The organism is Helicobacter salomonis, assembly GCF_017979425.1.
GTDB classification, from domain to species: Bacteria; Campylobacterota; Campylobacteria; order Campylobacterales; family Helicobacteraceae; genus Helicobacter; species Helicobacter salomonis.
The window spans coordinates 40,299-65,202 of the sequence record NZ_JAERIS010000006.1 but is presented as its reverse complement, the minus strand read 5'-3'; the positions used below and the strand labels follow the sequence as shown (position 1 = coordinate 65,202).

At 45.9% G+C, this 24,904-nt stretch carries 23 protein-coding genes, 1 tRNA gene and 1 pseudogene; 12 read left to right on the top strand and 13 right to left on the bottom strand.

What is annotated here, in order from left to right:
- Positions 1 to 569: 569 nt before the first annotated feature.
- From KCO92_RS07400 to KCO92_RS02525, 6 genes and pseudogenes are all read right to left on the bottom strand, one after another.
- A pseudogene (locus tag KCO92_RS07400) lies at positions 570 to 650 on the bottom strand (ribbon-helix-helix domain-containing protein); the annotation flags it as partial.
- A gap of 147 nt (positions 651 to 797) precedes the next feature.
- Positions 798 to 1,043, bottom strand: a complete 246-nt coding sequence (locus KCO92_RS02545; protein ID WP_199766172.1) for a hypothetical protein — start codon at positions 1,041 to 1,043, stop codon at positions 798 to 800.
- Positions 1,044 to 1,390: 347 nt separating this feature from the next.
- The gene (locus KCO92_RS02540; RefSeq protein ID WP_104695581.1) at positions 1,391 to 2,134 is read right to left on the bottom strand and encodes a Nif3-like dinuclear metal center hexameric protein; all 744 of its coding nucleotides are present in this window, start codon (positions 2,132 to 2,134) and stop codon (positions 1,391 to 1,393) included.
- The gene (gene glyQ, locus KCO92_RS02535; protein ID WP_104695580.1) at positions 2,122 to 3,033 is read right to left on the bottom strand and encodes a glycine--tRNA ligase subunit alpha; all 912 of its coding nucleotides are present in this window, start codon (positions 3,031 to 3,033) and stop codon (positions 2,122 to 2,124) included. Before glyQ ends, KCO92_RS02540 begins: the two co-directional genes overlap by 13 nt.
- A 15-nt stretch (positions 3,034 to 3,048) precedes the next feature.
- Positions 3,049 to 3,981: an NAD(P)H-dependent glycerol-3-phosphate dehydrogenase gene (locus KCO92_RS02530; RefSeq protein WP_104695579.1), complete on the bottom strand. Its 933-nt coding sequence runs from the start codon at positions 3,979 to 3,981 to the stop codon at positions 3,049 to 3,051.
- Positions 3,982 to 3,994: 13 nt separating this feature from the next.
- Complete coding sequence (locus KCO92_RS02525) at positions 3,995 to 4,282, bottom strand: hypothetical protein (RefSeq protein WP_233710464.1); 288 nt, start codon at positions 4,280 to 4,282, stop codon at positions 3,995 to 3,997.
- A gap of 59 nt (positions 4,283 to 4,341) precedes the next feature.
- On the opposite strand from KCO92_RS02525, the gene trpE reads away from it, so the two are divergent.
- The gene (gene trpE / locus KCO92_RS02520) at positions 4,342 to 5,844 is read left to right on the top strand and encodes an anthranilate synthase component I (protein ID WP_104695578.1); all 1,503 of its coding nucleotides are present in this window, start codon (positions 4,342 to 4,344) and stop codon (positions 5,842 to 5,844) included.
- Positions 5,841 to 6,437, top strand: coding sequence for an aminodeoxychorismate/anthranilate synthase component II (locus KCO92_RS02515; RefSeq protein WP_104695577.1), 597 nt, complete (start codon positions 5,841 to 5,843; stop codon positions 6,435 to 6,437). The genes trpE and KCO92_RS02515 overlap by 4 nt, the downstream gene beginning before the upstream one ends.
- On the opposite strand, the gene fumC is transcribed toward KCO92_RS02515, so the two are convergent.
- Complete coding sequence (fumC, locus tag KCO92_RS02510; RefSeq protein WP_104695576.1) at positions 6,427 to 7,818, bottom strand: class II fumarate hydratase; 1,392 nt, start codon at positions 7,816 to 7,818, stop codon at positions 6,427 to 6,429. The genes KCO92_RS02515 and fumC overlap by 11 nt on opposite strands.
- A gap of 112 nt (positions 7,819 to 7,930) precedes the next feature.
- Between fumC and KCO92_RS02505 the strand changes: the two genes are divergently transcribed.
- The 7 genes from KCO92_RS02505 (at position 7,931) to KCO92_RS02475 (ending at position 16,079) form a co-directional block, all read left to right on the top strand.
- Positions 7,931 to 8,308 (top strand): FixH family protein, encoded by a 378-nt coding sequence (locus KCO92_RS02505; RefSeq protein ID WP_104695575.1) that lies wholly within the window; start codon positions 7,931 to 7,933, stop codon positions 8,306 to 8,308.
- On the top strand, positions 8,305 to 9,558 hold the full coding sequence (crdB, locus tag KCO92_RS02500; protein ID WP_199766171.1) for a copper resistance outer membrane protein CrdB: 1,254 nt from the start codon (positions 8,305 to 8,307) through the stop codon (positions 9,556 to 9,558). Before KCO92_RS02505 ends, crdB begins: the two co-directional genes overlap by 4 nt.
- Entirely contained in the window at positions 9,555 to 10,499 is a 945-nt protein-coding gene (locus tag KCO92_RS02495; RefSeq protein ID WP_104695574.1) for an efflux RND transporter periplasmic adaptor subunit, read from the top strand. Before crdB ends, KCO92_RS02495 begins: the two co-directional genes overlap by 4 nt.
- The gene (locus tag KCO92_RS02490; protein WP_104695573.1) at positions 10,499 to 13,615 is read left to right on the top strand and encodes an efflux RND transporter permease subunit; all 3,117 of its coding nucleotides are present in this window, start codon (positions 10,499 to 10,501) and stop codon (positions 13,613 to 13,615) included. The genes KCO92_RS02495 and KCO92_RS02490 overlap by 1 nt, the downstream gene beginning before the upstream one ends.
- A 166-nt stretch (positions 13,616 to 13,781) precedes the next feature.
- Entirely contained in the window at positions 13,782 to 14,159 is a 378-nt protein-coding gene (locus KCO92_RS02485; protein ID WP_210647445.1) for a hypothetical protein, read from the top strand.
- Between the two features lie 64 nt (positions 14,160 to 14,223).
- Positions 14,224 to 15,570: a short-chain fatty acid transporter gene (locus KCO92_RS02480; protein WP_104695571.1), complete on the top strand. Its 1,347-nt coding sequence runs from the start codon at positions 14,224 to 14,226 to the stop codon at positions 15,568 to 15,570.
- A gap of 110 nt (positions 15,571 to 15,680) precedes the next feature.
- Positions 15,681 to 16,079, top strand: coding sequence for a pirin family protein (locus KCO92_RS02475; RefSeq protein WP_104695570.1), 399 nt, complete (start codon positions 15,681 to 15,683; stop codon positions 16,077 to 16,079).
- A 245-nt stretch (positions 16,080 to 16,324) separates the two neighbouring features.
- Here KCO92_RS02475 and KCO92_RS02470 read toward each other — a convergent pair whose 3' ends face one another.
- The 4 genes from KCO92_RS02470 to glmM form a co-directional block, all read right to left on the bottom strand.
- Positions 16,325 to 18,118 carry an ATP-binding cassette domain-containing protein gene (locus KCO92_RS02470; RefSeq protein WP_199766170.1) on the bottom strand — a complete coding sequence of 598 codons (1,794 nt, stop codon included), beginning with the start codon at positions 18,116 to 18,118 and terminating at the stop codon, positions 16,325 to 16,327.
- 203 nt (positions 18,119 to 18,321) lie between these two features.
- Positions 18,322 to 18,396 (bottom strand) — tRNA-Val (locus KCO92_RS02465).
- Positions 18,397 to 18,433: 37 nt separating this feature from the next.
- On the bottom strand, positions 18,434 to 18,919 hold the full coding sequence (gene lspA, locus KCO92_RS02460) for a signal peptidase II (protein WP_104695586.1): 486 nt from the start codon (positions 18,917 to 18,919) through the stop codon (positions 18,434 to 18,436).
- 5 nt (positions 18,920 to 18,924) lie between these two features.
- On the bottom strand, positions 18,925 to 20,259 hold the full coding sequence (gene glmM / locus KCO92_RS02455; protein WP_104695569.1) for a phosphoglucosamine mutase: 1,335 nt from the start codon (positions 20,257 to 20,259) through the stop codon (positions 18,925 to 18,927).
- Positions 20,260 to 20,339: 80 nt separating this feature from the next.
- On the opposite strand from glmM, the gene rpsT reads away from it, so the two are divergent.
- The 3 genes from rpsT to KCO92_RS02440 all read left to right on the top strand — a co-directional run bounded on the left by rpsT (position 20,340) and on the right by KCO92_RS02440 (position 22,960).
- Positions 20,340 to 20,615: a 30S ribosomal protein S20 gene (gene rpsT / locus KCO92_RS02450; RefSeq protein ID WP_104695568.1), complete on the top strand. Its 276-nt coding sequence runs from the start codon at positions 20,340 to 20,342 to the stop codon at positions 20,613 to 20,615.
- Between the two features lie 3 nt (positions 20,616 to 20,618).
- Positions 20,619 to 21,689 (top strand): peptide chain release factor 1, encoded by a 1,071-nt coding sequence (gene prfA / locus KCO92_RS02445; RefSeq protein WP_104695567.1) that lies wholly within the window; start codon positions 20,619 to 20,621, stop codon positions 21,687 to 21,689.
- A gap of 266 nt (positions 21,690 to 21,955) precedes the next feature.
- A complete protein-coding gene (locus tag KCO92_RS02440) occupies positions 21,956 to 22,960 on the top strand; it encodes a formamidase (RefSeq protein ID WP_104695566.1) in 1,005 nt (334 codons plus the stop codon).
- Positions 22,961 to 23,155: 195 nt separating this feature from the next.
- Here KCO92_RS02440 and carA read toward each other — a convergent pair whose 3' ends face one another.
- Together carA and KCO92_RS02430 are read right to left on the bottom strand one after the other, a co-directional pair.
- Entirely contained in the window at positions 23,156 to 24,301 is a 1,146-nt protein-coding gene (gene carA / locus KCO92_RS02435) for a glutamine-hydrolyzing carbamoyl-phosphate synthase small subunit (RefSeq protein ID WP_104695565.1), read from the bottom strand.
- Positions 24,301 to 24,852: a DUF507 family protein gene (locus KCO92_RS02430; protein ID WP_104695564.1), complete on the bottom strand. Its 552-nt coding sequence runs from the start codon at positions 24,850 to 24,852 to the stop codon at positions 24,301 to 24,303. The genes carA and KCO92_RS02430 overlap by 1 nt, the downstream gene beginning before the upstream one ends.
- Positions 24,853 to 24,904: the final 52 nt, after the last annotated feature.

Genomic DNA, 24,904 nt, shown 5'->3' with positions numbered 1-24,904 from the left:
GAGGGTGTGGCACAGCCCATCCCCTAAAAGTTTAAAATTTTCAAGTTGCCATGCAAGCAAAAATGCAAACGAAATACTATGCGTTTACTTTGCCTAAACCTCCTATAATCCCCACTGCATGGGCATTCATATCCCTTTGCATTGTGCAAGAGCCAACTTGACACAGGGGCAAAAATTGCGCTAGAATGCGCGCAATTTAAAAAGTTCTTTGATGTGTCGGTGTGTCAAAAAATGAGACGCAGCGAGCCAAGTGCTGAAAAGTAGCTTGTCTTAGCCTATCTGCTTAAGATTTAGAGCCCCTAGTTTGGGGAGTTGTGAGAGAATGAGGTAGAGGGATTGGGGGAGGGGTTGATAGTGGCTATCATACAAAGTGTTGTACAAGATGATATTGACTAACTAGCCCCACAACTAAAGCTAGGGGGGTTGGGGGGAATGATTTAAGATTGCATAGGGCACTCTCTATGAGTGCAACCTGTAGGTACTAGAATAGCATAGGAGCTTTTAAGGGGTTTTTAACCACTTTTGTCCCCAAAATATTACTTCTCGTGCTTTAAAGCAAGTATTGCCCCTCATCCCCTCACCAAATGCTTCAACACATAGCGTTTCACAAAGAAACTCACGCTATCGGCTTCTTGGTCAGCTAGAGCCTTAAGAGCAGGGTAATGATGTGGTTTTGTTTTAAATGTGCGGGTAAAGGTTTTCTGCCCGGTTTGGCTTTGCCTTTAACCTTAAAAGTGTTTTTTTGGCATTGCTGGCATTCTTCAAAGCGTCCTAGATAGTTTTAGGGGTGTTTTCATTCATTGAATTGCTCCTTGTATTAGGGTGTTTAAAAGGCGTTGGTATTCCGTGATGGAAGTCTTGTAATGGAGTCTGGAGAGCGGGGTTTGTAAAGAGAGTTCTTTAAGGCTCAGTCCCTTACGCATGGAGTTTTCTAAAATCTTGGAGCGTTTGAAGAAGAAAAAGTTTAAATCGTTGAAGTTAGATTGCAAGGTAAAACTGACTTGTTCTTTTTCCTTTAGACTTTGGTAGTCGGTAATAAGCACCACCAAAGCATTTTAAAGTTTGCGACTCTTGGATAGCTTCAATAGTTTTTAAAAGGGCGTTGCAAAGAGGCGTGCGGGGGATGATTGCTTGAATGTTGTATTTTGACTTAAATTAACACTTAAAACCACCCATAGAGGACTCACGAGTAAAGCATTTTGATTAAGCAGATCATTGAAACCCTCCCCTTAAGCGTTTCTGTAACGCCAAACAGATTGCGTTGTCAGACTTATGGACTCATCATTTCTTAAGCGGTCGTAAAATAGGGTTTTGACCCTTGGAGGACGCCTATGACTTGGCTCATCTTCGCAGACGTCGCTTTTGTTCTTTATTTTCGTGCTCCAACGCTTTAAAGCACATGTATCCCGAACACCCCTTGACAATCAAACAATTGGGGGTTGAGGGCAAGGGGAGTCAGTAAATCTGCCATGAGGGGCGCGAAGTATTTTTCACTCTCATAATGGGGCACTTCGATCAAGCTAATGCCCATGCTTTTGGCCGCTATGCCATCATGATGCTTGATATCTCCCGTGATTAGACACAGATTTTCAGGCACACTTGTGAGCTCTTGCAAATACCCACATCCCGCCCCGCATACGATCGCAATTGTGCTAATAGTAGGGCTAGCGGATACATAGCGCACATAGGGTAACTTAAGTCTGTCTTGCACACCTTTAGCGAGTGTTTCTAAGAGTGTGGGGGCAATTGCACCCACTAAAGCCATCCCATCAGCACACAAATTTTCAAAGCCTAATATCTTGGCAAAATAGGCATTGAGGTGGGTTTTATCAAAATTGGTATGCCATGCTAGCAAGGCGCAGGATTTCTGAATCAAAATTTGGGCGACATTATAGGGGTAAACACTGGAGTTAAAAGTCTTAAAGGGCCTGAAAAAGAGGGGGTGGTGGGTGAGAATCACGCTATGATCTGGAGCTTGCTGGGCGAGTTGCATAGTGGCTTCTAGGCTGATGATGAGGTGTTTGTATTGCATATTTAAACTGCCTAAATTCAAGCCACAATGATCCCAAGACTCTTGCAAGCTCAAAGGGGAGAGTGCCTCCAAAAAGGCGTGTAAGTCTTTTAAACTTGGCATGGCAGTAGGGGGGTGCTAAAATCCCCACTTAGGCGCGCATCGCGCTGGGTTTCTTGGGCTTTGTAAAGCAGAGCGCAAGCCTTAGCTAGGGCGCGGATTTTTAAGATGAATTCTTGGCGTTTGGCTACACTCAGGGCTTTACGCGCATCTAAAACATTGAAAAAATGCGTGCTAAGCACCACAAAATCGTAAGCAACTAAACTCAAGCCCCGATCCAAACAGCGTTGCGCCTCTGCTTGGTTTTGATGAAAAGCTTCGAGCAAAAAATCCAAATCGGCGTGCTCAAAGTGATAATGGCTAAACTGGTATTCACTCTCCAAATGCACTTCTTTATAGTAAGTGGGTTGGTTGTCTTTATAGCTCCACACGATGTCTAGGATATTGTCCACCTTTTGGATATAAGTCGCCAAGCGTTCCACACCATAGGTGATCTCAATGGGAGTGGGGTGGCAGGGCAAACCTCCTACCTGCTGGAAGTAAGTAAACTGGGTGATCTCCATGCCATCTAACCATACCTCCCAGCCCAAGCCCCACGCCCCCAAAGTGGGTGACTCCCAATTATCCTCTACAAAGCGCACATCATGTTGGCTAAAATCAATGCTCAATGCCTGCAGACTGCGCAAATAGAGTTCTTGGACATTCAAGGGGCTAGGCTTTAAGATCACCTGGAATTGGTAATAACTACCTAAGCGATTAGGGTTTTGTCCATAACGCCCGTCTGTGGGTCGCCTAGAAGGGGCAACATAGGCAACATTCCAAGGTTTGCTATCCAAACTTCTTAGCAAAGTAGCGGGGTGAAAAGTACCCGCCCCTGCTGGCAGATCGTAGGGCTGTAATAAAAGGCAACCCTGTTCTTGCCAGAAATTCTGCAAAGTTAAAAGAATTTGTGAAAAAGTCATCTCAAAAGCCTTTCTTTAGCGTTTTAACAGCGCGTCCATGCTCGCTAGGGGATTTTTGCCTTCTAAGAGGGCCTGTAATTCTGTAGCGATGGGGGTATAGATCTGCTCTCTTTGGGCAATTTGGATGATGGCCTGCGTGGTTTTCACCCCTTCGGCAACTTCTCCTAATGTGTCTAAAATCTCTTCTAAGGGTTGGTGTTTGGCTAGCCCTAAGCCTACGCGATAGTTGCGTGAAAGCATGGAATTTGCACTTAAGAAGAGATCCCCCGCCCCGCTGAGTCCCAAAAATGTTTGGGCTTTTCCCCCAAAATGTGTCCCAAAGCGGCACATTTCTACTAAACCACGCGAGAGCAAAGAGGCTTTAGCACTTTGCCCTAACTCTAGCCCATCGCACACTCCGGCCGCAATAGCAATCACATTTTTGTACGCGCCTGCGATCTCCCCTCCGGTAATGTCTTCCTGGGCATAGGTGCGTATAAAACTGGGAAAAGCCTTGGCATAGGTTTGAGCCAAGTCGGGATTGCTAGAATGCAGAGCTAGTGCACAGGGCAAACTCGCGCTCACATCGTGTGCAAAACTAGGCCCTGCTAGATAGCATAAATTTTTTGAGGGGATGAATTCCTGGGCAATCTGGCTAACAAACTTACCTCCCACTTCAATCCCCTTGCATGCCATTAAGACTCGCATATCGGAGGGTAAATGTGCCTGTTTAAACCATGCACGCAGATGCTGCACACTAATGGCTACCACGCACAAGGAGGCCTCTAGGCCTTCCTCCAGACTACATTGGCTGATGAGGTGATGGCCTTTGAGCACCAAACTCTTATTCAGGGGTAAGAGCGCAGTGCTTAAATCTTGACGAGAAACGATTTGCACGGATGTAGTGTGCCCAAAGGCAAAGCTGAGTGCACGCCCCCAAGCCCCCCCCCCAAAAACCACGATACCCATCCTCGAGTCCTTTTTAAATGAGTGATTGTAGCACACTGCGCTTTAAAACTCTTTGGCAGAAATCCCACCCGTCTTTAGCGGGTGGGATGAATGCCACTAATTCGTGGTATAATGCCTCCATACATTCGTATCTAGCGCAGGAAGTGTGCAAAGTTACGCCTTTGGAGATATGATGTGTGAGACCTGTAGGGAATGCGTTGGAGCTCAAACTCTGTAAAATCCCTACTATAGGGACACAGAGTGAGAACCAAACTCTCCCTACGGGCAACATCAGCCTAGGAAGCCCAAATGTCTTTAGCATTTGGGTACTTCACCTCGTTTAAACGCTTTTTAGACATAATACGCCCAAAGGACAACCCAATGACAACTTTGGAGCAAAATGTTCCCTATGTCGCCCATCCACTCGCTCTCTACGCCCAACTAGAACAGCCTCACACTCTCTTGTTAGAGAGTGCACACACGCAGAGCAAGGCGCATACTAAGTCAATTATCTTAACTCGTGCGTGCGTGCAGCTACTCTGTCAGGGCGATTGTGTGTATTTGCGCGCACTAACTCCCAATGGTAAAGCGTTAGTACAAAGGCTTAGTGCCGTGCTAAAAACCCCCTTCAAAGACTCCATCCTCCAGTTACACTATCCTCAAACTAATACCCTGCAAGACGAATTTTCTAAGCTCTTTACATCCAGCCCCCTAGATGCTCTGCGCTCTGTGTGGCAATGCGCGCGCCCTCACTCTAGCCACCCTTTAGCTCTTTTTTGTGCTGGGCTTTTCTCTTTTGAAATGGTGCACTACTTTGAAAATTTGCCCTCTTTACCCACCCTAGAAAACAGCGCGCCAGACTATCTCTTTTATGTAGCAGAAACTCTCATTGTCATCGATCACAAAGCACACACCACCCAAATTTTAGGTGCGTGTTTTAATCGGGATTATCAAGAGAATTTGCAAGCAGACATGCGCGCTTTGACCCAAGTAGCTCAAGCAACCCAAGATGACTTTACTCCTCATAAACACCCCCATACGGGCACACTGAGCACGGATTGTCCCGATATGGAATTTGAACAACGGGTTTTGCGCCTACAAGCAGAATTACAAGCGGGCGAGATTTTTCAGGCGGTGATCTCTAGGGGGTTTAGCCTGGAGTGTCCCGACCCCTTGAGTGCCTACCACCACCTCAAAATGCGCAATCCTAGTCCTTACATGTTCTACATGCGCGCGCAAGATTTTACGCTTTTTGGGGCTAGTCCTGAGAGTGCTTTAAAATACGACGCGCCCACACGCACCGCCCAAATCTGCCCCATTGCGGGCACACGCCCGCGCGGTTTTGATACCCATGGGCACATCGATCCAGATTTGGATAATCGCATCGAGCTAGAACTCTTGAGCGATGCCAAAGAGCGTGCCGAACATCTCATGTTGGTGGACTTAGCCCGCAACGATCTAGCGCGGATTTGTGCAACGCGTTTTGTAAACAAACTCTTGCGTGTAGAGAAATACTCTCATGTGATGCATTTGACTTCAGCGGTGCAAGGTGTGCTTAAAGCCAACCTAGATGCCCTGCATGCCTTTAGAAGTTTTATGAACGCGGGCACACTCAGCGGCGCTCCCAAAGTGTCCGCACTCAAACTCATCGCGCAATTAGAAAACAAGCGGCGCGGGTCTTATGGGGGTTCTTTGGGTTATTTGTGTGGAGATGGCTCCATGGATAGTTGTATTGTGATTCGTTCTGCCTTTGTGCGCGCCCATAAGGCCTTTGTGCAAAGCGGGGCGGGCGTTGTTCTGGAGAGCGACCCAAAGGCAGAGAGTGCAGAAACTAAGGCAAAGGCGCAAAGCGTGCTAGAAGCCATTAGAAAGACTTATCGATGACAATCTTTTTCTTAGATAATTTCGACTCCTTCACTTATAACTTGGTTTATGAGTTAGAACGTTTGGGCTATGATCTCAAGGTGTATCGCAATGATACGCCCGAGCAAGAGATTTTAAACTTGATGTATGCATGTTCTAAGGGTGCACTTTTGTGCATTTCGCCCGGTCCGGGTAACCCCGAACAATCGGGGCGACTCTTACCCTTAATTGCTTGTGTGCGCTCAAAATTCCCTATTTTGGGGATTTGTTTGGGCTTGCAAGCCTTGGCACAGAGTTATGGGGCGCGTATTGAAAGATGCCCTGAAATTGTGCATGGCAAAAGCACGCACATTAACTTAGAACCCTTTGGAGCATTTGAGGGCTTAGGCCGTAGTTTAGAGGTGGCGCGTTACCATTCTTTGATGGCGACACAATTACCCGATGAGCTACAAGTGATCGCCCACTATCAAAATATCGTGATGGGTATCTACCACCCGCAGGACAAAATCCTTGCCTACCAGTTCCACCCCGAGAGTATCATGACTCCCAAAGGTGCTCAACTTTTAAAACAGAGTGTAGAATTCTTAGAAAACGCGCTAAAACCTAAGCCTTAGGCGCGATCATGTTAGCCGGATTGACGAATTTGTCAAAATCTTCTGGCTTGACTAATCCTAGCTCCTCTGCGGATTCTTTGAGGCTGATGTGTTTTTTATGGGCGTTTTTGGCTACTTTCGCGGCGTTTTCATAGCCGATATGGGGATTGAGTGCGGTTACTAACATTAAAGAGTGGTGCAAATAGTGATCAATTTTTTCTTTATTGGGCGTGATTCCCACCGCGCAATGGGCGTTAAAACTCTCCATGCCATCGGCAAGCAACTCCAAGCTTTGCAAGAAATTATAGATGATCACGGGTTTAAAGACATTGAGCTCAAAATTGCCCTGAGAGGCTGCAAAGCCAATGGCTGCGTCATTGCCCATCACCTGCACGGCGACCATGGTCAAAGCCTCGCACTGGGTGGGATTGACTTTGCCCGGCATTATGGAGCTCCCCGGTTCATTCTCAGGGATATTAATCTCGCCCAAACCACAGCGCGGACCACTGGCTAGCCATCGAATATCATTAGCAATTTTCATCAAATTAGCCGCCAAACCTTTAAGCGCACCATGTGCAAAGGTGAGGCCGTCATGGCTGGTAAGTGCGTGGAATTTATTAGGCGCGCTTTTGAAAGTGTAGCCGGTAAGTTGGCTTAACTCGGCGGCGACTTTTTCAGAGAGTTGGGGATGCGCGTTTAGCCCTGTGCCCACCGCCGTGCCCCCGATGGCTAGCTCACTTAGATATTCCAAACTCTGTAAAATCTGCGCTTTAGAATGCTCGAGCATACTCACATACCCGCTAAATTCCTGCCCTAGAGTTAAGGGCGTGGCATCTTGTAAATGGGTGCGCCCGATTTTAATAATGTCTTTAAATTCTTGGCTTTTGGCTTGCAAAGTGGCGTGCAGTTTGTCTAAAGCGGGCAAAAGGGTTTTATGCAATTCTAGCACGCTCACAATGTGCATAGCTGTGGGGAAAGTGTCATTAGAGCTCTGGGACATATTTACATGGTCATTGGGGTGGATGAGCTTTTTTTCTCTAAAATTCCCACCCAAAATCTCGGTGGCGCGGTTGGCAATGACTTCATTCACATTCATATTCGTCTGTGTCCCACTCCCGGTTTGCCAAATGGCTAAGGGGAACATGTCAGCTAACTTACCCGCGATCACCTCATCGCAGGCTTGCACGATGGCTTGAGATTTTTGTGCGTCCAATTTGCCCAATTGCGCATTTACCACCGCAACAGAGCGCTTCAACTTAGCAAAAGCCCTAATGAGCGCGGGGGGCATTTTTTCTGTGCCAATTTTAAAGTTTTCAAAACTTCGTTGGGTTTGCGCGCCCCAATACTTGCTATCTTCTACCTTGACTTCCCCCATAGTGTCGTGTTCGGTGCGATAAGACATGTCGTTCCTTTGGTTATAAGATGAAAAATTCTAACACGCCTAACTTTAATTTCCACAAATGATCCACAGAAACACACTATCATAACGCCATCTTATTTTGTAAGGAGTTTAGATGAAAAAATGGCATGTGTTGGCGTTAGCGTGCGCCTTGAGTTTGGGGAGTTTACAAGCATGGGATTTAAAGATCAAGGCTAAAGAGGTAGACACCCTTTTAAAATCCGATCAAAAGCCCGTGAGTGGTGATAACCATTTTACTTTAAGTCCCACTCTCAAGGGTAAACCCCTCAAAGGCGCGCATGTCAAGGTGAAATTTAGCATGCCTGAAATGCCCGGTATGCCTGCCATGCACGAAAATGCCCAAGTGAAAGAAAAAGATGGGGTTTATGATGTCAAGGTCAATCTACCTATGGGGGGTACTTGGCAAATTAGAGTAGACATTAAAACTAAAGAGGGCAAACTCTACAAAGGCAAGGGCAGTATCGATCTATGAAGTTAAGGGCTTTGATCTGGGGGGTGCTTTTTATGTTGGGGGGGCTAAAGGCGTGGCACTCAGAAACTAGCCTAGAGTCTGTGAGTGTGAGCGCGCCCCTGCCAAACAAACGCCTAGACTTGCCCAGCATTTACAACAAATTTTTGCACAAAAACGCTAAAATCGCCAGTCTGCAAGCCCAAATTGAGAGCCTGCGCGCCCAAGCTAAAGCCAGCGCGCGCTGGGATAATCCGATTTTGTATGTGGGCTATAACAACGCCGATGTGTTCAATTTCTTTATCCTCGATTCTAGCTTCATGCAAAGTATTAGTGTTGGTTTGAGCCAAAAATTTGATGTGAATGCTAAGAGGCACACCCAAGCCCAAGTGCTAGATTTAGAACGCCAAAAAAAGCTTTTTGAACTGCAAAAACTCAAGCAAGATATCGCTATTGGCGTGCTCACCAACGCGATCCAGGTCTATAAGAACACCCAAAAACTAGCCCTATTAAAAGAAGCCTTAAATAACCTAGAGAACCTACTCTACAACGCCCAACATGCGAGCAACCCGGATTTAATCGCTATTGCCAAAATTGAAGTGCTTAAATCCCAGCTAGAGATCAAACAAAACGATTTACAAGACGCACTAGAAGACAATAAGATCAATATCAGCGAACTCACTTTTAGCCAAAGCGATCTACTCTCTCTAGCACCCCAGAGCATGGCTTTAAACAACACGCAAGAATTGCAAAATATTATGGCAAGCAATTACGACATCAAAATCGCCCGCTTGCAAGACGCTCAAGCGCGCAAAAACATCACTTTAGCCAAAAAGAGTTTCTTAGAAGACATCAATGTTACAGCAAACTATCTCTTTAGGAAGCGCATTTTTGACATGTTTACCATTGGGGTAGCTATTCCCCTACCCATTTATGGCAAACAGAGTAACACCCTGCAACAGCGCAAACAAGAGCACTTAGTCGCGCTGAATAATATTGACAACACTATTAACCAAGTGCGCCACCGCGCTAAGAAGTTGTTTAAAAAAATGGCGCAACTTCAAAAAAATCTCTCCAGCATTGAGACCATTTTAAAGGCAAGCGGGCGCATTGTGCATATCTATGAAAAGAATTTGATCTCTGCTAGCGGGGATTACAACACCTATTACAACGCCTTTAACGATGAGATCAATATCAAGCTCTCTAAGATCGACACCCTAAGTGAGCTCAATACGACCTATTTGGCTTTAGAAAATTTAAAAGGACTTCCATGAGAGTTATTGGATTATGTGTAGCTCTACTTGGCATGTTATGGGGGGCACAGGACACTATTAAGGTGACCCTTAAAGAGATCGCCCCCTTTAGACAATATTATGCTAGTCTGCAGGCGGACGAACAAAAGAGTTACACCTACACTCTACGCTTTGATGGCTATATTGAAAAACTCTATGCCAATCAAACTTATAAGCCCATCAAGGCAGGGCAGAAACTCTTTAGTGTGTATGCGCCCGCACTCATAGGGGTGCAAAGCGAATTGCTCTCAGCCATGCATTTCAACCGACAGGTCGAAGAGATTAAAGAAAAATTACGCTTACTGGGGGTGGGAGAGGGAGAAATCGCCAATATTATCAAAGATAAAAAAATCCACAACCGCATTCCCATGCGCTCCCAGTTTAATGGGATGATCTTTGCTAAGAATATCCAAGAGGGTGGCTTTGTCAAAAGTGGGGCAACTCTCTATGAAATTATAGATTTGAGCGCGCTCTATGTAGTTGCTCAAGTCAATCAAGAGGATTTAGACTTCGTGCGCCATATGGACAGCGCACGCGCGCACATAGAGGGCATCAAGGGGGATTTTAGCCTGCAACTAGATAATATCAACCCACTCATCAACCCCCAAACCAAAATGTTGCAAGTGCGCTTTGTGCTGGCTAATCCGCAACATCTCTTTTTTCCTAACATGTTTGCTAAGGTAACTTTGTATCAAAAAGCCCAAAAAGGTCTAGTCTTGCCCAAAGAGGCGGTATTGGTCAAAAATGATAAAACCATCGTCTTTAAAAAAGAGGATGGAGAGTTTGAACTCACAGAGGTCAAGGTCAAGCGCAATAGCGATGGGAGTTACACCATCTTAGAGGGGCTCTCTCAAGGCGATGAGGTGGCTAAAAACGCGCTCTTTATCTTAGATGCCGATGCGATCAATAATGGGGATGAGTGATGATCAATACGATCATTTCATGGAGTTTAAAAAATAAGCTCATTGTCATCTTAGCGGTGTTGTTGCTCTTTTTGCTCTCTTTATGGGCGATCAAGAACACCCGCCTAGATGCCCTGCCCGATCTCTCCCCCACGCAGGTAGTCGTGCAGGTGAGTTACCCCAACCAAAGCCCCCAAGTGGTGCAAGAACAGGCAGTTTATCCGCTGGTATCTAATTTTATGGGGATTGCTGATATTGAAACCGTGCGTGGGATTTCTAGCTATGAAACGGGCTTGATTTACATCATCTTTAAAGATAAGGTAGATTTATACTTTGCGCGCGATCGCGTGTCTGAGCAGATGGCACGCGTGCGCCTGCCTTCTGAGGTCAAGGTAGAGATGGGTAGCGATGCCACTTCCATTGGCTGGGCGTATCAGTACGCGCTCAAAAGTAAAACTAAGAATCTAGCCGAGCTGAAGACCTTGCAAGATTTTTATTTTCGCTACGCCTTGTTGGGGGTGGATGGGGTGAGTGAGGTCGCCAGCATTGGGGGTTTTGAGAAAAACTACGAGGTTACGCTGAATAATGACGCATTGATCAAATACGATCTAAGTGTCGCCGATGTGGTGCAAGCCATTAAAAAATCCAACGCGGACATGGGCGGGGGGGTGATCTTAGAAAATGGCTTTGAGAAGATCATCCACGCGCAAGGCTATACCAAGAGCTTAAAAGATTTGGGGGAGATTGTGCTCAAAACCCCCAATCTCACTCCCATTAAACTCAAAGACATCGCTACACTCAACTTAACCCCCAAGCCACGCCGCTCAGTGGCAAATCTCAATGGCACGGACGAAGTGGTGGGCGGGGTGGTGATGGTGCGCTACCATGCCGACACCTATAGCATTTTAGGGCGCATTAAAGAAAAGATCGCCACTTTGCAAGAGAGTAACCCGGATGTGCAGATCGTGCCCGTCTATGATCGCAGCGAACTCATTGAAAAGGGCGTGGCTAATCTCATCCACACGCTCATAGAAGAGAGTGTCATCGTTTTAGTCATCATCGCGTTATTCTTATTGCACCTACGAAGCGCGCTAGTGGTGATCATCACTCTGCCCTTATGCGTGTGCTTGAGTTTTTTGCTGATGCACTTTTTCAATATCGAGGCGAGTATTATGAGTTTGGGGGGGATTGCTATTGCCATTGGGGCGATGGTGGATGCGGCGATTGTAATGGTAGAAAACGCGCATAAGTATTTGCAACACACCAATATGCAAGATGAGCGCGCGCGCCAAAGCGCGATCATTAAGGGCGTGCAACAAGTCGGACCGGCGATCTTCTTTGCCCTGATGATTATCGTGGTGTCTTTCTTGCCCATTTTTAACCTCACCGGACAAGAAGAGCGGCTTTTTTCTCCGCTTGCCTACACAAAAACCTTTGCGATGTTGATTGGGGCACTGCTCTCTATTAGCATCGTGCCTATTTTGATGATCTTTTTAATCAAGGGCAAAATCCGCGAGGAGTCTAAAAATCCCATCAATGCGTTTTTTATTGCTATTTATGGGGCTTGTCTCTCCTTTGTGTTGCGCTTTAGATTTCTCTTTTTAGCCCTAAGCGTGCTAGGTTTAGGAGGACTTTATTTTGCCTATAAAAAGCTCAACTGGGAGTTTATCCCGGCCATCAATGAGGGTGTGGTGATGTATATGCCTGTAACCACGAATGCGGTAGGCATTGACACGGCTAAAACATATTTAGAAAAAACTAACGCCATTATCAAAAGCCTAGATGAGGTCAAGCAGGTCTTTGGCAAAGCCGGGCGGGCAAATACCAGCACCGATCCGGCCGCACTCTCCATGCTAGAAACCTATATTGAGCTCAAGCCTAAGTCAGAGTGGAAGGAGCAAATCACCTACAAACAACTTAGAGAAAAGCTTGAGCACGCCCTGCAGGTGAAAGGCTTAGTCAATTCTTGGACCTACCCCATTCGCGGGCGCATTGACATGCTCTTAACCGGGATTCGCACCCCCTTAGGCATTAAACTCTATGGCAAAGACCCCGCCCTCTTGCAAAACCTAGCCATTAGCATGGAGCAACAACTCAAAAATCTCCCCGAGTCGCTCTCTGTCTTTGCAGAGAAGTCTAATAATGGCTATTATCTCAATGTGGATCTGCGCCCTGAAAAGCTTGCTGAGTATAATATCACTAAGCAGAATGTGCTAGACATGGTGAATTTTGGCATGGGAGGTTCTACCATCAGCACGCTCTTAGATGGAGTGGAGAGTTACCCTATTAGCGTGCGCTTGAGAGATGTAGAGCGTAACAATATCGAGAGTTTGGAAAATCTCTATATCAAAACCCCCTATAGTTTTGTGCCTCTACGCACCTTTGCTAATATTTACTATGAAAACGCCCCAGCGGTGCTCAAGAGCGAAAAGGGGCTAGGGGTGCATTTTATTTACATTGTGCCTAAAAATGGGGTGAGTTCAGAGACCTACCGCCAAGCCGCGCTTAAAGCCTTAGAGAATTTCAAGCTCCCTAGCGGGTATTACTACGAGTTCTCAGGGGAGAGCCAGTATTTAGATGAAGCCTTTGCGACCCTGCGCTACATCGTGCCCTTGAGTATCTTTGTGATCTTTATTCTCATTGTCTTTGCACTCAAGAATACTACTAATTCCTTACTCTGCTTTCTTACCCTCCCCTTTGCCTTTTTGGGGGGGTTGGTGTTCATGCAGATCATGGGGCTTAATTTGAGTATCGCCGCGTTGGTGGGCTTTTTAGCCCTCTTGGGTGTCGCCTCTGAAACGGCGATTGTGATGATTATCTATTTAGAGGACGCTTATCAACATTTCTTAAAAGAGGGTGAGCACACCCGCGCTAGACTCAGAGAGGCGATCATGCACGGGGCGGTGCAGCGCGTGCGCCCCAAATTGATGACTTTTTTTAGTATTTTGGTCTCTCTCATCCCTATTATGTATTCCCATGGCGTAGGCTCTGAGATCATGCACGCCATCGCCGCGCCCATGTTGGGCGGAATGATCAGTAGCGTAGTGCTCACTCTCTTTATCATCCCCAGCGCGTATTTTGTGATTAAAAGTGCCTCATTAAAATCTCACACTAGCACAAAGGTTATGGAAGCTTAACGAAGATTTGTTGTTTTGTTTAGAGTATGGTGTGCTGGAGGAGTGGATTCTCCACCATTGCTTGAGAATATGCACGGTGCGGGCTATTTTGGAGGGAAATGATATGAATACTGAAAGTGTCCGTGTGCATCCTTACATGAGGTTGCGAGTGTAACATACTGGATTGGTGAAGCACCCAAATGCTAAAGACATTTGGGCTTCCTTGGCCGATGTTGCCCGTAGGGAGAGTTTGGTTTTCACTCTGTGCCCTATAGTAGGGATTTTACAGAGTTTGAGCTCCAACGCATTCCCTACAGGTCTCACACATCGTATCTCCAAAGGCGTAACTTTGCACACTTCCTGCGCTAGATACGAATGTATGGGGATACTATACCACAAATTAGTGGTATTCATCCCACCCGCTAAAGACGAGTGGGATTTCTGCCGGAGAGTCTTAAACAGGGGGGAATATTACAAAGCGCGATCTTTACCCGTGCGCTTTGTAGCTATCTACACGATTTTACCCAACTCATTAAAAAAAATAGGTTTTAAATCCAAAGCGTAGAATTGTCAAACCGGCTTGTGGGTTAAAATAGAGATAAATTTTTGAAAGTGGAAGGGAGTAGAGTATGTTAAGGGCTTTTACGCGTATTTGTGTGTCTTTAGCCTCGCGCTGGCTGCCCGATTCCTTTGTTTTGGTAGCCCTTTTAACTTTTGTAGTGTTTGTTGCAGTGTGGGTTGCTACAGGACAATCTATCCTGCAGATTGTACAAAATTGGGGCAATGGAGCATGGAAGCTGCTCGCCTTTTCTATGCAAATGGCCTTAGTGCTTATTTTAGGGCAAGTGCTAGCACAGGCAAAAGCGATCTCTTGGGGCTTGCAAAAATTAGCCCAAATTCCTAAAAGTCCTTTTAGTGCTATTGTTTTGGTGAGCGTGTTAGGAATGTTGGCAAGTTTGATCAACTGGGGGTTTGGATTAGTTGTTTCAGCCATTTTTGCCAAAGAGATCGCCAAGAAGGTGCGGGGCATAGATTACCGCCTCTTAATGGCGAGTGCCTATTCAGGCTTTGTGGTGTGGCATGGTGGACTTTCTGGATCGATTCCCTTAACTCTGGCTAGCGGTGGAGAAGCCTTGAGCAAGAGTACAGCGGGTATTTTGCAAACAAGCATCCCCACTACTTCTACGATTTTTGCCCCCTTTAATCTGATGATTGTGGGGATTATTTTTTGTGGCGTGCCTTTTTTGTTGGCTTCCATCCACCCCAAAGCTCAAGACATTATAGAAGTTAACCCTAAACTTTTAGAAAATGCACACCCTGATCCCATCAAAAGCCCCTCCACCTTAGCCAGCCATTTAGAGCAAAGCAAACTTTTAAGCATTTTGCTTGCTCTATTGGGTTTTGCCTATATTGTGGCGCATTTTGTGCGGGGGGGAGGCTTGAGTTTAAATATTCTCAATATGATCTTTCTTTTTGCTGGACTCTTGCTACATAAAACCCCCATCGCTTATATTCGTGCTATCAATGAGGCAACCAAAAATGCCGCAGGGATTTTGATTCAATTTCCCTTTTACGCGGGGATTATGGGAATGATGGTGGGGAGTGCTGGAAATGGGGTGAGTTTGGCTGGCTTGCTCTCTGAGTTTTTTATCAATATCGCCACACCACACACCTTTGCCTTATTCACCTTTTGGAGCGCAGGATTGATCAATGTTTTTGTGCCTTCAGGGGGCGGGCAATGGGCAGTACAAGCTCCCATTATGATTCCTGCAGGTTTAGAATTGGGGGTCAAACCAGCCGTTACAGCTATGGCTATTGCTTGGGGCGATGCTTGGACAAACATGATCCAACCCTTTTGGGCATTGCCAGCTTTGGCCATCGCTGGTTTAGGGGCTAAGGATATCATGGGTTATTGTGTGATCACACTGATTTTTACCGGATTTGTGATTGGAATGGGCTTTTTATTGTTAGTCTAGCACTCCAAATTTTGATATTTTTGTGGAACACTAGGGGGAATTTTTATAAGGAGTATCGATGATACGGATCGAAAAAATTTCTAAAGCTCTGTCTAAACATTGGGTTGGAGATGGCCTTCATGTTAGCTCTATGTTCAGCTATTTTGAACCCCGATTGGGGCAACCCAGAGGTGTGGGTGCACATTCATATTGAGGGTTTCAAACTATTACCATCATCTATCAAGGAGAAGTCGCACATCGCGATTCGTATGGAGGCGGGGGGGGTGATTAAAGCGAAAGATGTGCAGTGGATGAGCACAGGAGCAGGCATTCCACATGAAGAATTTCATTCCAAAGAGTTTAGTCAAACCGAGGGTTCTCAAATTGTACAACTTTGGGTCAACTTCCCTAAAGTCCATAAAAACCCCACCAAATTACCAAGCCATCAGTGCAAAAGACATTCCCAGCGTGTCTATTGTAGAAAAATACGGTCATTTAAGGGTGATTGCTGGAGATTATCAAGGAGCTAAAGGCCCTGCGCACACCTTCAGCCCCATCAGTCTTTGGGACACCACTTTTTCTTCTGAAGCCATCTTTGATGCTAGCCTCCCAAAAGGCCATCATTGATCATTGCTTGTCTTAGAGGGACAATTGCGCCTCAATGATCAAGACATCATGCAAGAAGAATTAGCAAGTTTCCAAAAAGAGGGGTAAGCCTGCGTATCCAAGCTCTAAAGTCAGTGAATTTATGTTGGTGCCTGTTAGGGCACTTTAGCTAAAAAACCTTTTCTTTAGGGAGGGTGTTCAATCCTCTCAAACTTTCCGCATATAGTTTAGCAAATAAGCCTTGTTGAGCCAGCAGAGTGTCAAAGTCGCCCTGTTGCACCACGCGTCCCTCCTCTAAGACGAGGATTTCATGGGCATTTTTGGCACTGATGATATGGTGGGTGATGAGAATTGCCATTTTGTCCTCCAGCATGGCAAAGATGAAATCTAAAAAGTCTTTTTGGGCGATGGGGTCGATCGCGCTAGAGGGTTCATCTAAGATAATGCAAGGGCTTAGTTTTAAAAAAGCTCTTAGAGTGGCTAGGCTTTGTTTCTGCCCACCTGAAAAATCCTGCCCATTGTATTGGACACCAAAGATCTCTTTCCCAAATTTTGCCAAGAGTTTTTTGGTGGGTTCCAAGAGGGCCAGAGCGCGCTCTTGGTATGCTAGCTGGGCTAGGCTAGGCTGGGTTTGCATGAACAGGTTATGTTCGAGGCTATAGCCCGCATAGAAGGAAAAATCTTGGAAAATAGCACTCAGTTGTCGGCGGTAACTCTTGAGGTCTAAATCTTTGAGAGAGTACTGATGATTAATGATAATCTCTCCCGAGCTGGGCGTATAAAAACCCATCAATAATTTAATAAGTGTGCTTTTACCACTCGCGTTCTTACCCACGATCGCGTAGATTTTGTGCGCGCTAAAGGTGCAGTTGAGATTATGTAAGACTTGTTTATGTTGATAAGCAAAGCACACATCTTTAAAGCGGATATGCGTGATCGCCCCCTCTAAGACTTGCTTATTTCCCGCCTGATTTTGCGCATCTAAGAGTCTAAAATAGTTTTCAAAATAGGTGTTGAGGATAAAAAACCACCTTCCAAAGAGAGCTAAATCGTCTAATTGTTGATTAGCCATGTTAAAGGCTTGGATATATCCAGCAACTGCCCCCACCCCCACACTCTGAACTAACAAGACAACAATCATCAAAAATAACAAACTTGCATTGAATAGAGCCACTAGGATATTCAAAAACAAACTACGGATTAATTGTTGTTGGTTGATGTGTGTAAAAGATTTGAGATACTCGACCTTTTTAAATGTGAAATCTGCCTTAAAAGCGGAGATGAAATTAAACAAAAGATTATCTTTATTTTTAGTACTATCTAGGCCATGCTGTAAGTAATTTTGTAAGGCTTCTTTTTGATCTTGTAAGGCATCTAGCTCTTTGCTGTGTTTCTTAGCGATGTGATTAGAAAACAAGAGGCTAGGGATACTTGCCACGAGCATCACAAAGGGTATATAGATATTGATAGAGCCAATCACCACAAATAAGGACAACAAACCAATAAGGCGTTGTAAATTAAAAAATAAGTTATTGACATAGTTAAGCGGTCGGACATGCAAGCCATTTTTAAGGATGTTGATTTGCACACTGCGCTCTTTATCCTCTAAGAAACTCAGATCATCGGTCGTCTCTAATTTATCAGCTAGCTTGCTCAAGATATGCATGGAAAACTCTTCAGCAATCAGGGTTTGCAAATGGGCTAAGACTTGAGAGATCACATGGGATCCAAATAAAACCAAAGCTCCCAGGGATAAAATTGTGAGCAGGGGTTTGTATTCTAGGTTGTGGTGTTGTAGCATGAAGGCGATGAGATTAATCAGCTTAATGGTGATTGCCACACTTAAGGAGGGAAATACGCCAAGCAGTAAAACCAAACCCAACGCATAGAAAATGCGTCTTGGAGCACTCCGATAGAGCATTAGAAAAGTGCGCAAAGGGGTTGAGTGATCTATCCTATACATTGCTCGCGATTTTAGCCGAATTTTGAAACTTATGCGGCATGCCTACTTGCTGAGGATAACTGGGATTGCTTAAGTGACTCTGTCCACCGAAAGCGCAAATACGCTACGATGGTGGGCATCATAGCATACATGCTAAACAATCCCTAAAATCGTGGGCTTAACGCGCAGGTAGTTCATGAAGATAAAAAAACACGGCAAAAAAATGGTGGTCCCGACTGGACTTGAACCAGCGACCCCTACCATGTCAAGGTAGTGCTCTACCACTGAGCTACGCGACCACAATTTACTAGGAGTTGCTAAAAACCACCATTATACCTAATTGTGTTGGTCTTTTGCCTTAAGGCTTTTGTTCTTGCTTAACTTTTGTCTGAGTGCATCCAGCAAGAGTAAGCCCACGCCTATATCAATGAGCACATCGGCTAAATTAAACACCGCAAAATCAAATTTATAATGCCAATAGACATAATCGATCACATGCCCATGCACGAAGCGATCCAGCAGATTAGAACTCCCACCTCCCAAAATCAACCCAAAAGCAAGATAAGTTTGGATCAAAAGGTCGCGTTGGGATAAAATCATAACTGCCATCCCTACAATTAAAAGGGTTTGCAAATACTTGAGCCAAGGTCCTAAAAACTCCAGCATAGAAAAAGCCACACCCTTATTATAAGCAAGCACGATAGAGATCACCGGTCCCTCTGCTCTAAATCCTTGTAAAATCCATTGCTTGATGGCTTGATCGCACAGTACAGCTAATAACCCCACCCCTACAAGCCAGAACAACGCGCGCTTAAAAGGCATAACACTCAAAACAGTTGCTCTTGTAAAAAGGCTTTGAGCTCCTTAGCTTTATTTTCTAACAGAGTGCGCTCCTTGCCCTCTAAGAGAATGCGCAAGAGATTTTCTGTGCCCGAGTAGCGAATTAGATGGCGGATATGCGCCTTTTCTAAAGCCTGCAATTTCTGCTCAAACCCGGGCAATTTATCTAAGGGCTTTTTCTCTTTCACACGCACATTTTCGAGTACTTGAGGGTAGAGATTAAAAGGGTTGAGAACCTTGCTACTGGGCTGTTTGCTCTCTACCACCATGGCGGCTACCTGCAGTGCGCCCATAATCCCATCTCCGGTTTTAGAATAATCCCCAAAGATGAGATGCCCGCTCTGCTCTGCTCCAAAACTCAAGCTATGTTGTTGCATTGCTGCGCTCACGCATTTATCCCCCACATCGCAAAACACCACCCCGATATGATGCTGCTTGAGATATTCTTCTAAAGAGAGATTGCTCATTGTGGTGGCTACAATGCTAGCGTTGCTTAACGCATTGCGCTTGTGGTTGTAAAGGGCGAGCGCGCCAATGAGTTTATCCCCGGGCACTACCACGCCGGTATTATCCACAACCACTAGCCGATCGGCATCTCCATCTAAGGCAATACCCAAATCCGCGCGGTAGCGTTTGACTTCTTGGCTCAGCTCTAAAGGATAGAGCGCGCCACATTGCGCGTTGATATTGCTCCCATTGGGCTCATCATTGATCACAATCACATCTGCACCCAACTCACTAAAGACCACAGGAGCAACCTTGTAGCCCGCCCCATTAGCCGTGTCAATCACCACGCGCATGCCCTGCAAATTGAGATGTTTAGGGAAGGAATTTTTCAAATGCACGATGTAGCGCCCAATTACATCATCAATGCGTTTAGCACTCCCAATATCTAGTCCAGACTGGCAACTCTGCTCCACGCGCTTACTATCAGCAAAGATTTTTTCAATCTGTAATTCACTCTCCCTTTGGAGCTTGTAGCCAAAGCGATCGAAAAACTTGATCCCATTGTCCTCAAAAGGGTTATGACTGGCACTAATCATCACCCCCGCATCACAGCGCATATTTTCAGTTAAAAAGGCAATGGCGGGTGTTGGCATAGGACCAATTTGAATCACATCATAGCCTACAGAAGTGAGTGCGCTCACTAAGGCGTTTTCAATCATGTAACCGCTACGGCGCGTGTCCTTGCCCACTAAGATTTTATTGCTGATGGCTTGTTTACGAAAATAGAGCCCCGCGGCGATGCCCAGTTGCATCACAAACATAGGCGTGATCTCTACGCCCGCCCTGCCCCTGACCCCATCCGTGCCAAAAATCATGCGCGCCCCAAATTTAGTTGTCTTTAATTAAGATAAAGCTACAATTCTAACATACTATTTTTGATAAAAGGATTAAGTGCATGGCTAACCACAAATCGGCAGAGAAGCGCATCCGCCAAACCCTCAAGCGCACCGAGCGCAACCGCTTTTATAAAACCCGTTTGAAAAACATTGTGAAGGCGGTGCGCGAAGCGGTGGCGCATAATGACCTCCCTAAAGCCCAAGAAACCCTTAAAGTAGCGAATAAAGAATTGCATAAATTCGTGAGTAAGGGTGTTTTAAAGAAGAACACCGCGTCTAGGAAGGTGTCGCGCTTGAACGCGAGTGTGAAGAAGATCGCTCTAGCCAACGCTTAAATCGTGCTATCTGCTAAACTAAAAGAGGTCGTGGCGCGTTATGACGCGCTCTCCCTCTCTCTCACCCAACCTGAAGTCTTAAGCGATGTCAAGCGCCTAACCGAGCTGAGTAAAGAACAAGCTAGCTTAGAAGAGCTTGCCACACAAGCAAAAGAGTATTTAGGTGTGCTTGATTCGATCCAAGAAAACAAAGCCTTATTAGAGGACAAGGAGCTAGGCGAATTAGCCAAAGAAGAGCTCAAACTCTTAGAGGAGCAAAGCAAAGTCCTAGAGGAGCGCATTAAGATTTTGCTCATCCCCAAAGACCCTAATGACAACAAAAATATCTATTTGGAATTGCGTGCGGGCACGGGAGGCGACGAGGCAGGTATCTTTGTGGGCGATCTCTTTAAAGCCTACTGCCGTTACGCAGATTTAAAACGCTGGAAAGTAGAAATTGTGAGCTCCAGCGAGAATAGCGTGGGGGGCTATAAGGAGATGATCGCTTTGATCAAAGGGCAGGGGGTGTATTCGCGCCTCAAATTTGAGGCAGGCACGCACCGCGTGCAACGCGTGCCAGAGACCGAATCGCAAGGGCGTATCCACACCTCAGCCATCACCGTGGCAATCATGCCTGAAGCCGATGATGTGGAGATCAATATTAACCCCAATGATTTACGCATTGAGGTTTTTAGGGCGGGCGGACATGGCGGGCAGTGCGTGAACACCACCGACTCCGCTGTGCGTATCACGCATGTGCCCAGCGGAATCAGTGTTTCTATGCAGGATGAAAAATCCCAACATAAAAACAAGGACAAGGCTTTAAAGATTTTAAAAGCCCGTTTGTATGAAAAGCAAATAGAAGAACAACAACAAGCCCACTCAGAGGAGCGTAAAATGCAGGTGGGCAGTGGGGATCGTAGCGAGCGCATCCGCACCTATAACTATCCGCAAAACCGCTTGAGTGATCACCGCATTAATCTAACCCTTTATAGTCTAGAGGAGATCATGCTCTCGGGCAATTTAGACCCCGTGATCGAACCCTTGATCGCACATGCCCAAGCAGTGGTGAGCGCACAGCCTTCGAACCTATAAAAAGCCCCGCGAAGGGATAACATCATATCATGGGGTTTATCGTGGACAGTAAGCGAAGTGAAACCCTGCTGTCGTGCGCATTCTCTCTTTTTGAAACTTTAAAAAATGAGGGTCTACCAGAGAGCTCCTCGCTCTTTTCCTATAATGGTGATCGCAGGCTGATTAAGTATCTCAACGACCTCTGATCTCATTTACTTTCCATTCAAACTGTTTTTTAATACTCTCTTAGCAATGCGAGTTGCTAAATTCATACGATAGGAGTTTTTATGGGTAGCATTGGAAGTATGGGTAAACCCATTGAGGGTTTTTTAGTTGCGGCGGTTCAGTTTCCTGTCCCCGTTGTCAATAGTCGGGCTGATATTGATAGGAACATTGAAAGCATTATTAGGACCTTGCATGCCACAAAAGCGGGTTATCCTGGTGTAGAGCTCATTATTTTCCCTGAATACAGCACGCAAGGACTGAATACCGCTAAATGGTTAAGCGAGGAGTTCTTGCTCGATGTGCCTGGCAAAGAAACCGAGATGTATGCCAAAGCGTGTAAAGAAGCAGGTGTGTTTGGCGTGTTTTCTGTCATGGAAAGAAATCCTGATCCTAACAAAAATCCTTACAATACCGCTATTATCATCAATCCACAGGGAGAAATTGTCCTAAAATATCGTAAACTCTTCCCATGGAACCCCATCGAACCTTGGTATCCTGGCGATCTAGGCATGCCTGTGTGTGATGGACCTGGAGGCTCTAAATTGGCTGTGTGTATCTGCCATGATGGCATGATTCCAGAGCTAGCTAGAGAAGCAGCATACAAGGGATGCAATGTTTACATTCGCATTTCAGGTTATAGTACTCAAGTTAATGATCAATGGATTCTTACTAACCGTTCAAATGCATGGCATAACCTGATGTATACCGTGAGCGTGAATTTAGCTGGCTATGACAATGTCTTTTACTATTTTGGAGAAGGGCAGATTTGTAATTTCGATGGGACCACTCTCGTGCAAGGACATCGCAATCCTTGGGAAATCGTCACAGGTGAGATTTACCCCAAAATGGCCGATAATGCGCGCTTGAGCTGGGGCTTGGAAAACAATATTTACAACTTGGGTCACCGCGGTTATGTTGCTAAACCTGGAGGAGAATCTGATGCGGGCTTGACCTATATTAAAGACTTGGCCGCTGGTAAATACAAATTGCCATGGGAAGATCACATGAAAATCAAAGATGGATCGATCTATGGTTATCCTACCACTGGCGGGCGTTTTGGGAAGTAACTTGTAGGGCGGTTCTGAGCGCCGCTGGTAGCTCTGTTGCTAGTGGTTGTCGCTCTGACGAAATGGGGGCGTTGGAGCCCCATGCAAAATCCGCAAAAAAACTCAGGTCTCCTGACGGCTATGAGTAGGGCTAGTGTCGTTATAGGGGTTTTTCGCTGATCGATCGGCTCCTCGGCCTACTTTGTGTGTCTGACCTCAAGTAGTTTGTGGCAGCAGGGCAGTGTTTGGCGAGCGCACTAAACGGGCAAACTCTTGAAAGATATAGAGTCCATCTTCAGGTCCAGGGCTAGCCTCAGGATGGTGTTGCACAGAGAGAATAGGGTGATCGCGATAGGCCAGCCCCTCGATCGTACCATCAAAGAGATTGATATGGGTAATAGTAGCCACGTGCTCAATGTCCTCAGGCACACAATAATTGTGGTTCTGCGCGCTAATCTCTATGCGTCCCGTGGCGCGGTGAAGCACGGGGTGATTGCTCCCATGGTGACCAAATTTGAGTTTATAAGTGGAATAACCATAAGCCAGGCTCAGGAGTTGATGTCCCAAACAAATCCCACACAAAGGAATGCGCGCCTCAATGAGGGCCTGGATTTCCTTAATCTCATTTTTGAGTTTGAGCGGGTCGCCCGGCCCATTGGAGAGTAGAACCCCCCCAATTTCCCCTCGCTTATAGGCTTCAATGAGGGCGTGTGCCCGACTCTCATGCCTATAGAGGCGCACCCCTAAACCCACTGCGCCTAAATGATTTAAAATACTTTGCTTGACCCCAAAATCTAACACCCCGATAGTGTGTTGTGTGTGTGCTAGGGGGCGGTATGCTAGAGTGTTGAAGTCATAAGAGCCGTGTGTGGGAGGGGTGGCCTTATTGGAAACCATGGGAATTACATTCATTTCGCGTAGAGGAGGAGTATTGCGCAAAATTTTGGCAAGTGCATCTTTTTCCATGAAAGTGGTAGAAATTACCACCTGCATTGCACCCTCATCGCGCAACATCCCTACCAGTGCGCGCGTGTCCACGCCGCAGATCCCTAGTACGCCCTGTCTTTGTAGCCACGCTCCTAAACCCTCTCGCGCTCTAAAATTAGAATAACGGGTAGGGGTGTGGCGTACCAGGATTCCAGAGCAATAACTTGTCGATTCGCGATCCTGTCCATTCACCCCCACAACCCCCACCTCTGGCGTGCTAAAGATCACAAACTGCCCATAATAACTCGGATCGCTAATAATCTCTTCATAACCACTCATAGCGGTGTTAAAGACCGCTTCGCCCACACGCACACCTGACGCTCCAAAACTCCGCGCTTCTAAGAATACCCCATTTTCAAATAAGATGGATGCCACTATAAAAAACCCTTACGGCGTAATTCTTCCTCATACATGCGCTCAAAAACCAACTCGTACGCATCGCTCCCCACAGGCAACTTGCGTTTATAATGCTTGATTTTTTCGGCCACCTCTAGCTCAATGCTCTCGTAGAGCTTTGCGTAAGTATCCATGGATTTAAAGATGAGATTACGAATTAGATTTTCAGAAACGGAAAACATGACAATATCCGCATCTAAAATATTATCTAAAATCGCATGCGAGAGCGCATTGCAGCGATCTTCCCACAGTAGGACAAATTCTATTTTAGAGGCAAGCTCTTTTTTAATCATCCAAAATAAATGCCGTTCATCAATGCGCATAAATTCAATTTCATCTAAATGATCTTCTAAGAGCTCGCGCGCCTGTTCGTCCAAGCGCGCCTCCTGCGCGACATTTTCTTGTAAAACATGCTGGATAATCCGAGTCAATTCGTCCAAAGTGCCTCTAAGTTCTAACAAGGGTGAGCGCACCAAATCTTGGGCAATTTTATGCACAATGTAGCCAATATGGTTAGGTTTCAATCTCATCTGCGCCGTCCTCAAAAATAGCCACTATTCTAGTTGATCTTTGCTCAAAGAA

Bases quoted from the DNA above. Each gene is read 5' to 3' on its own strand.
- KCO92_RS02490 (WP_104695573.1), top strand. From the start codon at position 10,499: ATGATCAATACGATCATTTCATGGAGTTTAAAAAATAAGCTCATTGTC.
- lspA (WP_104695586.1), bottom strand. From the start codon at position 18,919: ATGCCTTTTAAGCGCGCGTTGTTCTGGCTTGTAGGGGTGGGGTTATTA.
- KCO92_RS02515 (WP_104695577.1), top strand. From the start codon at position 5,841: ATGACAATCTTTTTCTTAGATAATTTCGACTCCTTCACTTATAACTTG.
- KCO92_RS02480 (WP_104695571.1), top strand. From the start codon at position 14,224: ATGTTAAGGGCTTTTACGCGTATTTGTGTGTCTTTAGCCTCGCGCTGG.
- trpE (WP_104695578.1), top strand. From the start codon at position 4,342: ATGACAACTTTGGAGCAAAATGTTCCCTATGTCGCCCATCCACTCGCT.
- KCO92_RS02430 (WP_104695564.1), bottom strand. From the start codon at position 24,852: ATGAGATTGAAACCTAACCATATTGGCTACATTGTGCATAAAATTGCC.
- fumC (WP_104695576.1), bottom strand. From the start codon at position 7,818: ATGTCTTATCGCACCGAACACGACACTATGGGGGAAGTCAAGGTAGAA.
- glmM (WP_104695569.1), bottom strand. From the start codon at position 20,259: ATGATTTTTGGCACGGATGGGGTCAGGGGCAGGGCGGGCGTAGAGATC.
- glyQ (WP_104695580.1), bottom strand. From the start codon at position 3,033: ATGACTTTTTCACAAATTCTTTTAACTTTGCAGAATTTCTGGCAAGAA.
- crdB (WP_199766171.1), top strand. From the start codon at position 8,305: ATGAAGTTAAGGGCTTTGATCTGGGGGGTGCTTTTTATGTTGGGGGGG.
- KCO92_RS02470 (WP_199766170.1), bottom strand. From the start codon at position 18,118: ATGTATAGGATAGATCACTCAACCCCTTTGCGCACTTTTCTAATGCTC.
- KCO92_RS02525 (WP_233710464.1), bottom strand. From the start codon at position 4,282: ATGCTAAAGACATTTGGGCTTCCTAGGCTGATGTTGCCCGTAGGGAGA.
- KCO92_RS02530 (WP_104695579.1), bottom strand. From the start codon at position 3,981: ATGGGTATCGTGGTTTTTGGGGGGGGGGCTTGGGGGCGTGCACTCAGC.
- KCO92_RS02540 (WP_104695581.1), bottom strand. From the start codon at position 2,134: ATGCCAAGTTTAAAAGACTTACACGCCTTTTTGGAGGCACTCTCCCCT.
- rpsT (WP_104695568.1), top strand. From the start codon at position 20,340: ATGGCTAACCACAAATCGGCAGAGAAGCGCATCCGCCAAACCCTCAAG.
- KCO92_RS02505 (WP_104695575.1), top strand. From the start codon at position 7,931: ATGAAAAAATGGCATGTGTTGGCGTTAGCGTGCGCCTTGAGTTTGGGG.
- KCO92_RS02440 (WP_104695566.1), top strand. From the start codon at position 21,956: ATGGGTAGCATTGGAAGTATGGGTAAACCCATTGAGGGTTTTTTAGTT.
- KCO92_RS02475 (WP_104695570.1), top strand. From the start codon at position 15,681: ATGGCCTTCATGTTAGCTCTATGTTCAGCTATTTTGAACCCCGATTGG.
- KCO92_RS02495 (WP_104695574.1), top strand. From the start codon at position 9,555: ATGAGAGTTATTGGATTATGTGTAGCTCTACTTGGCATGTTATGGGGG.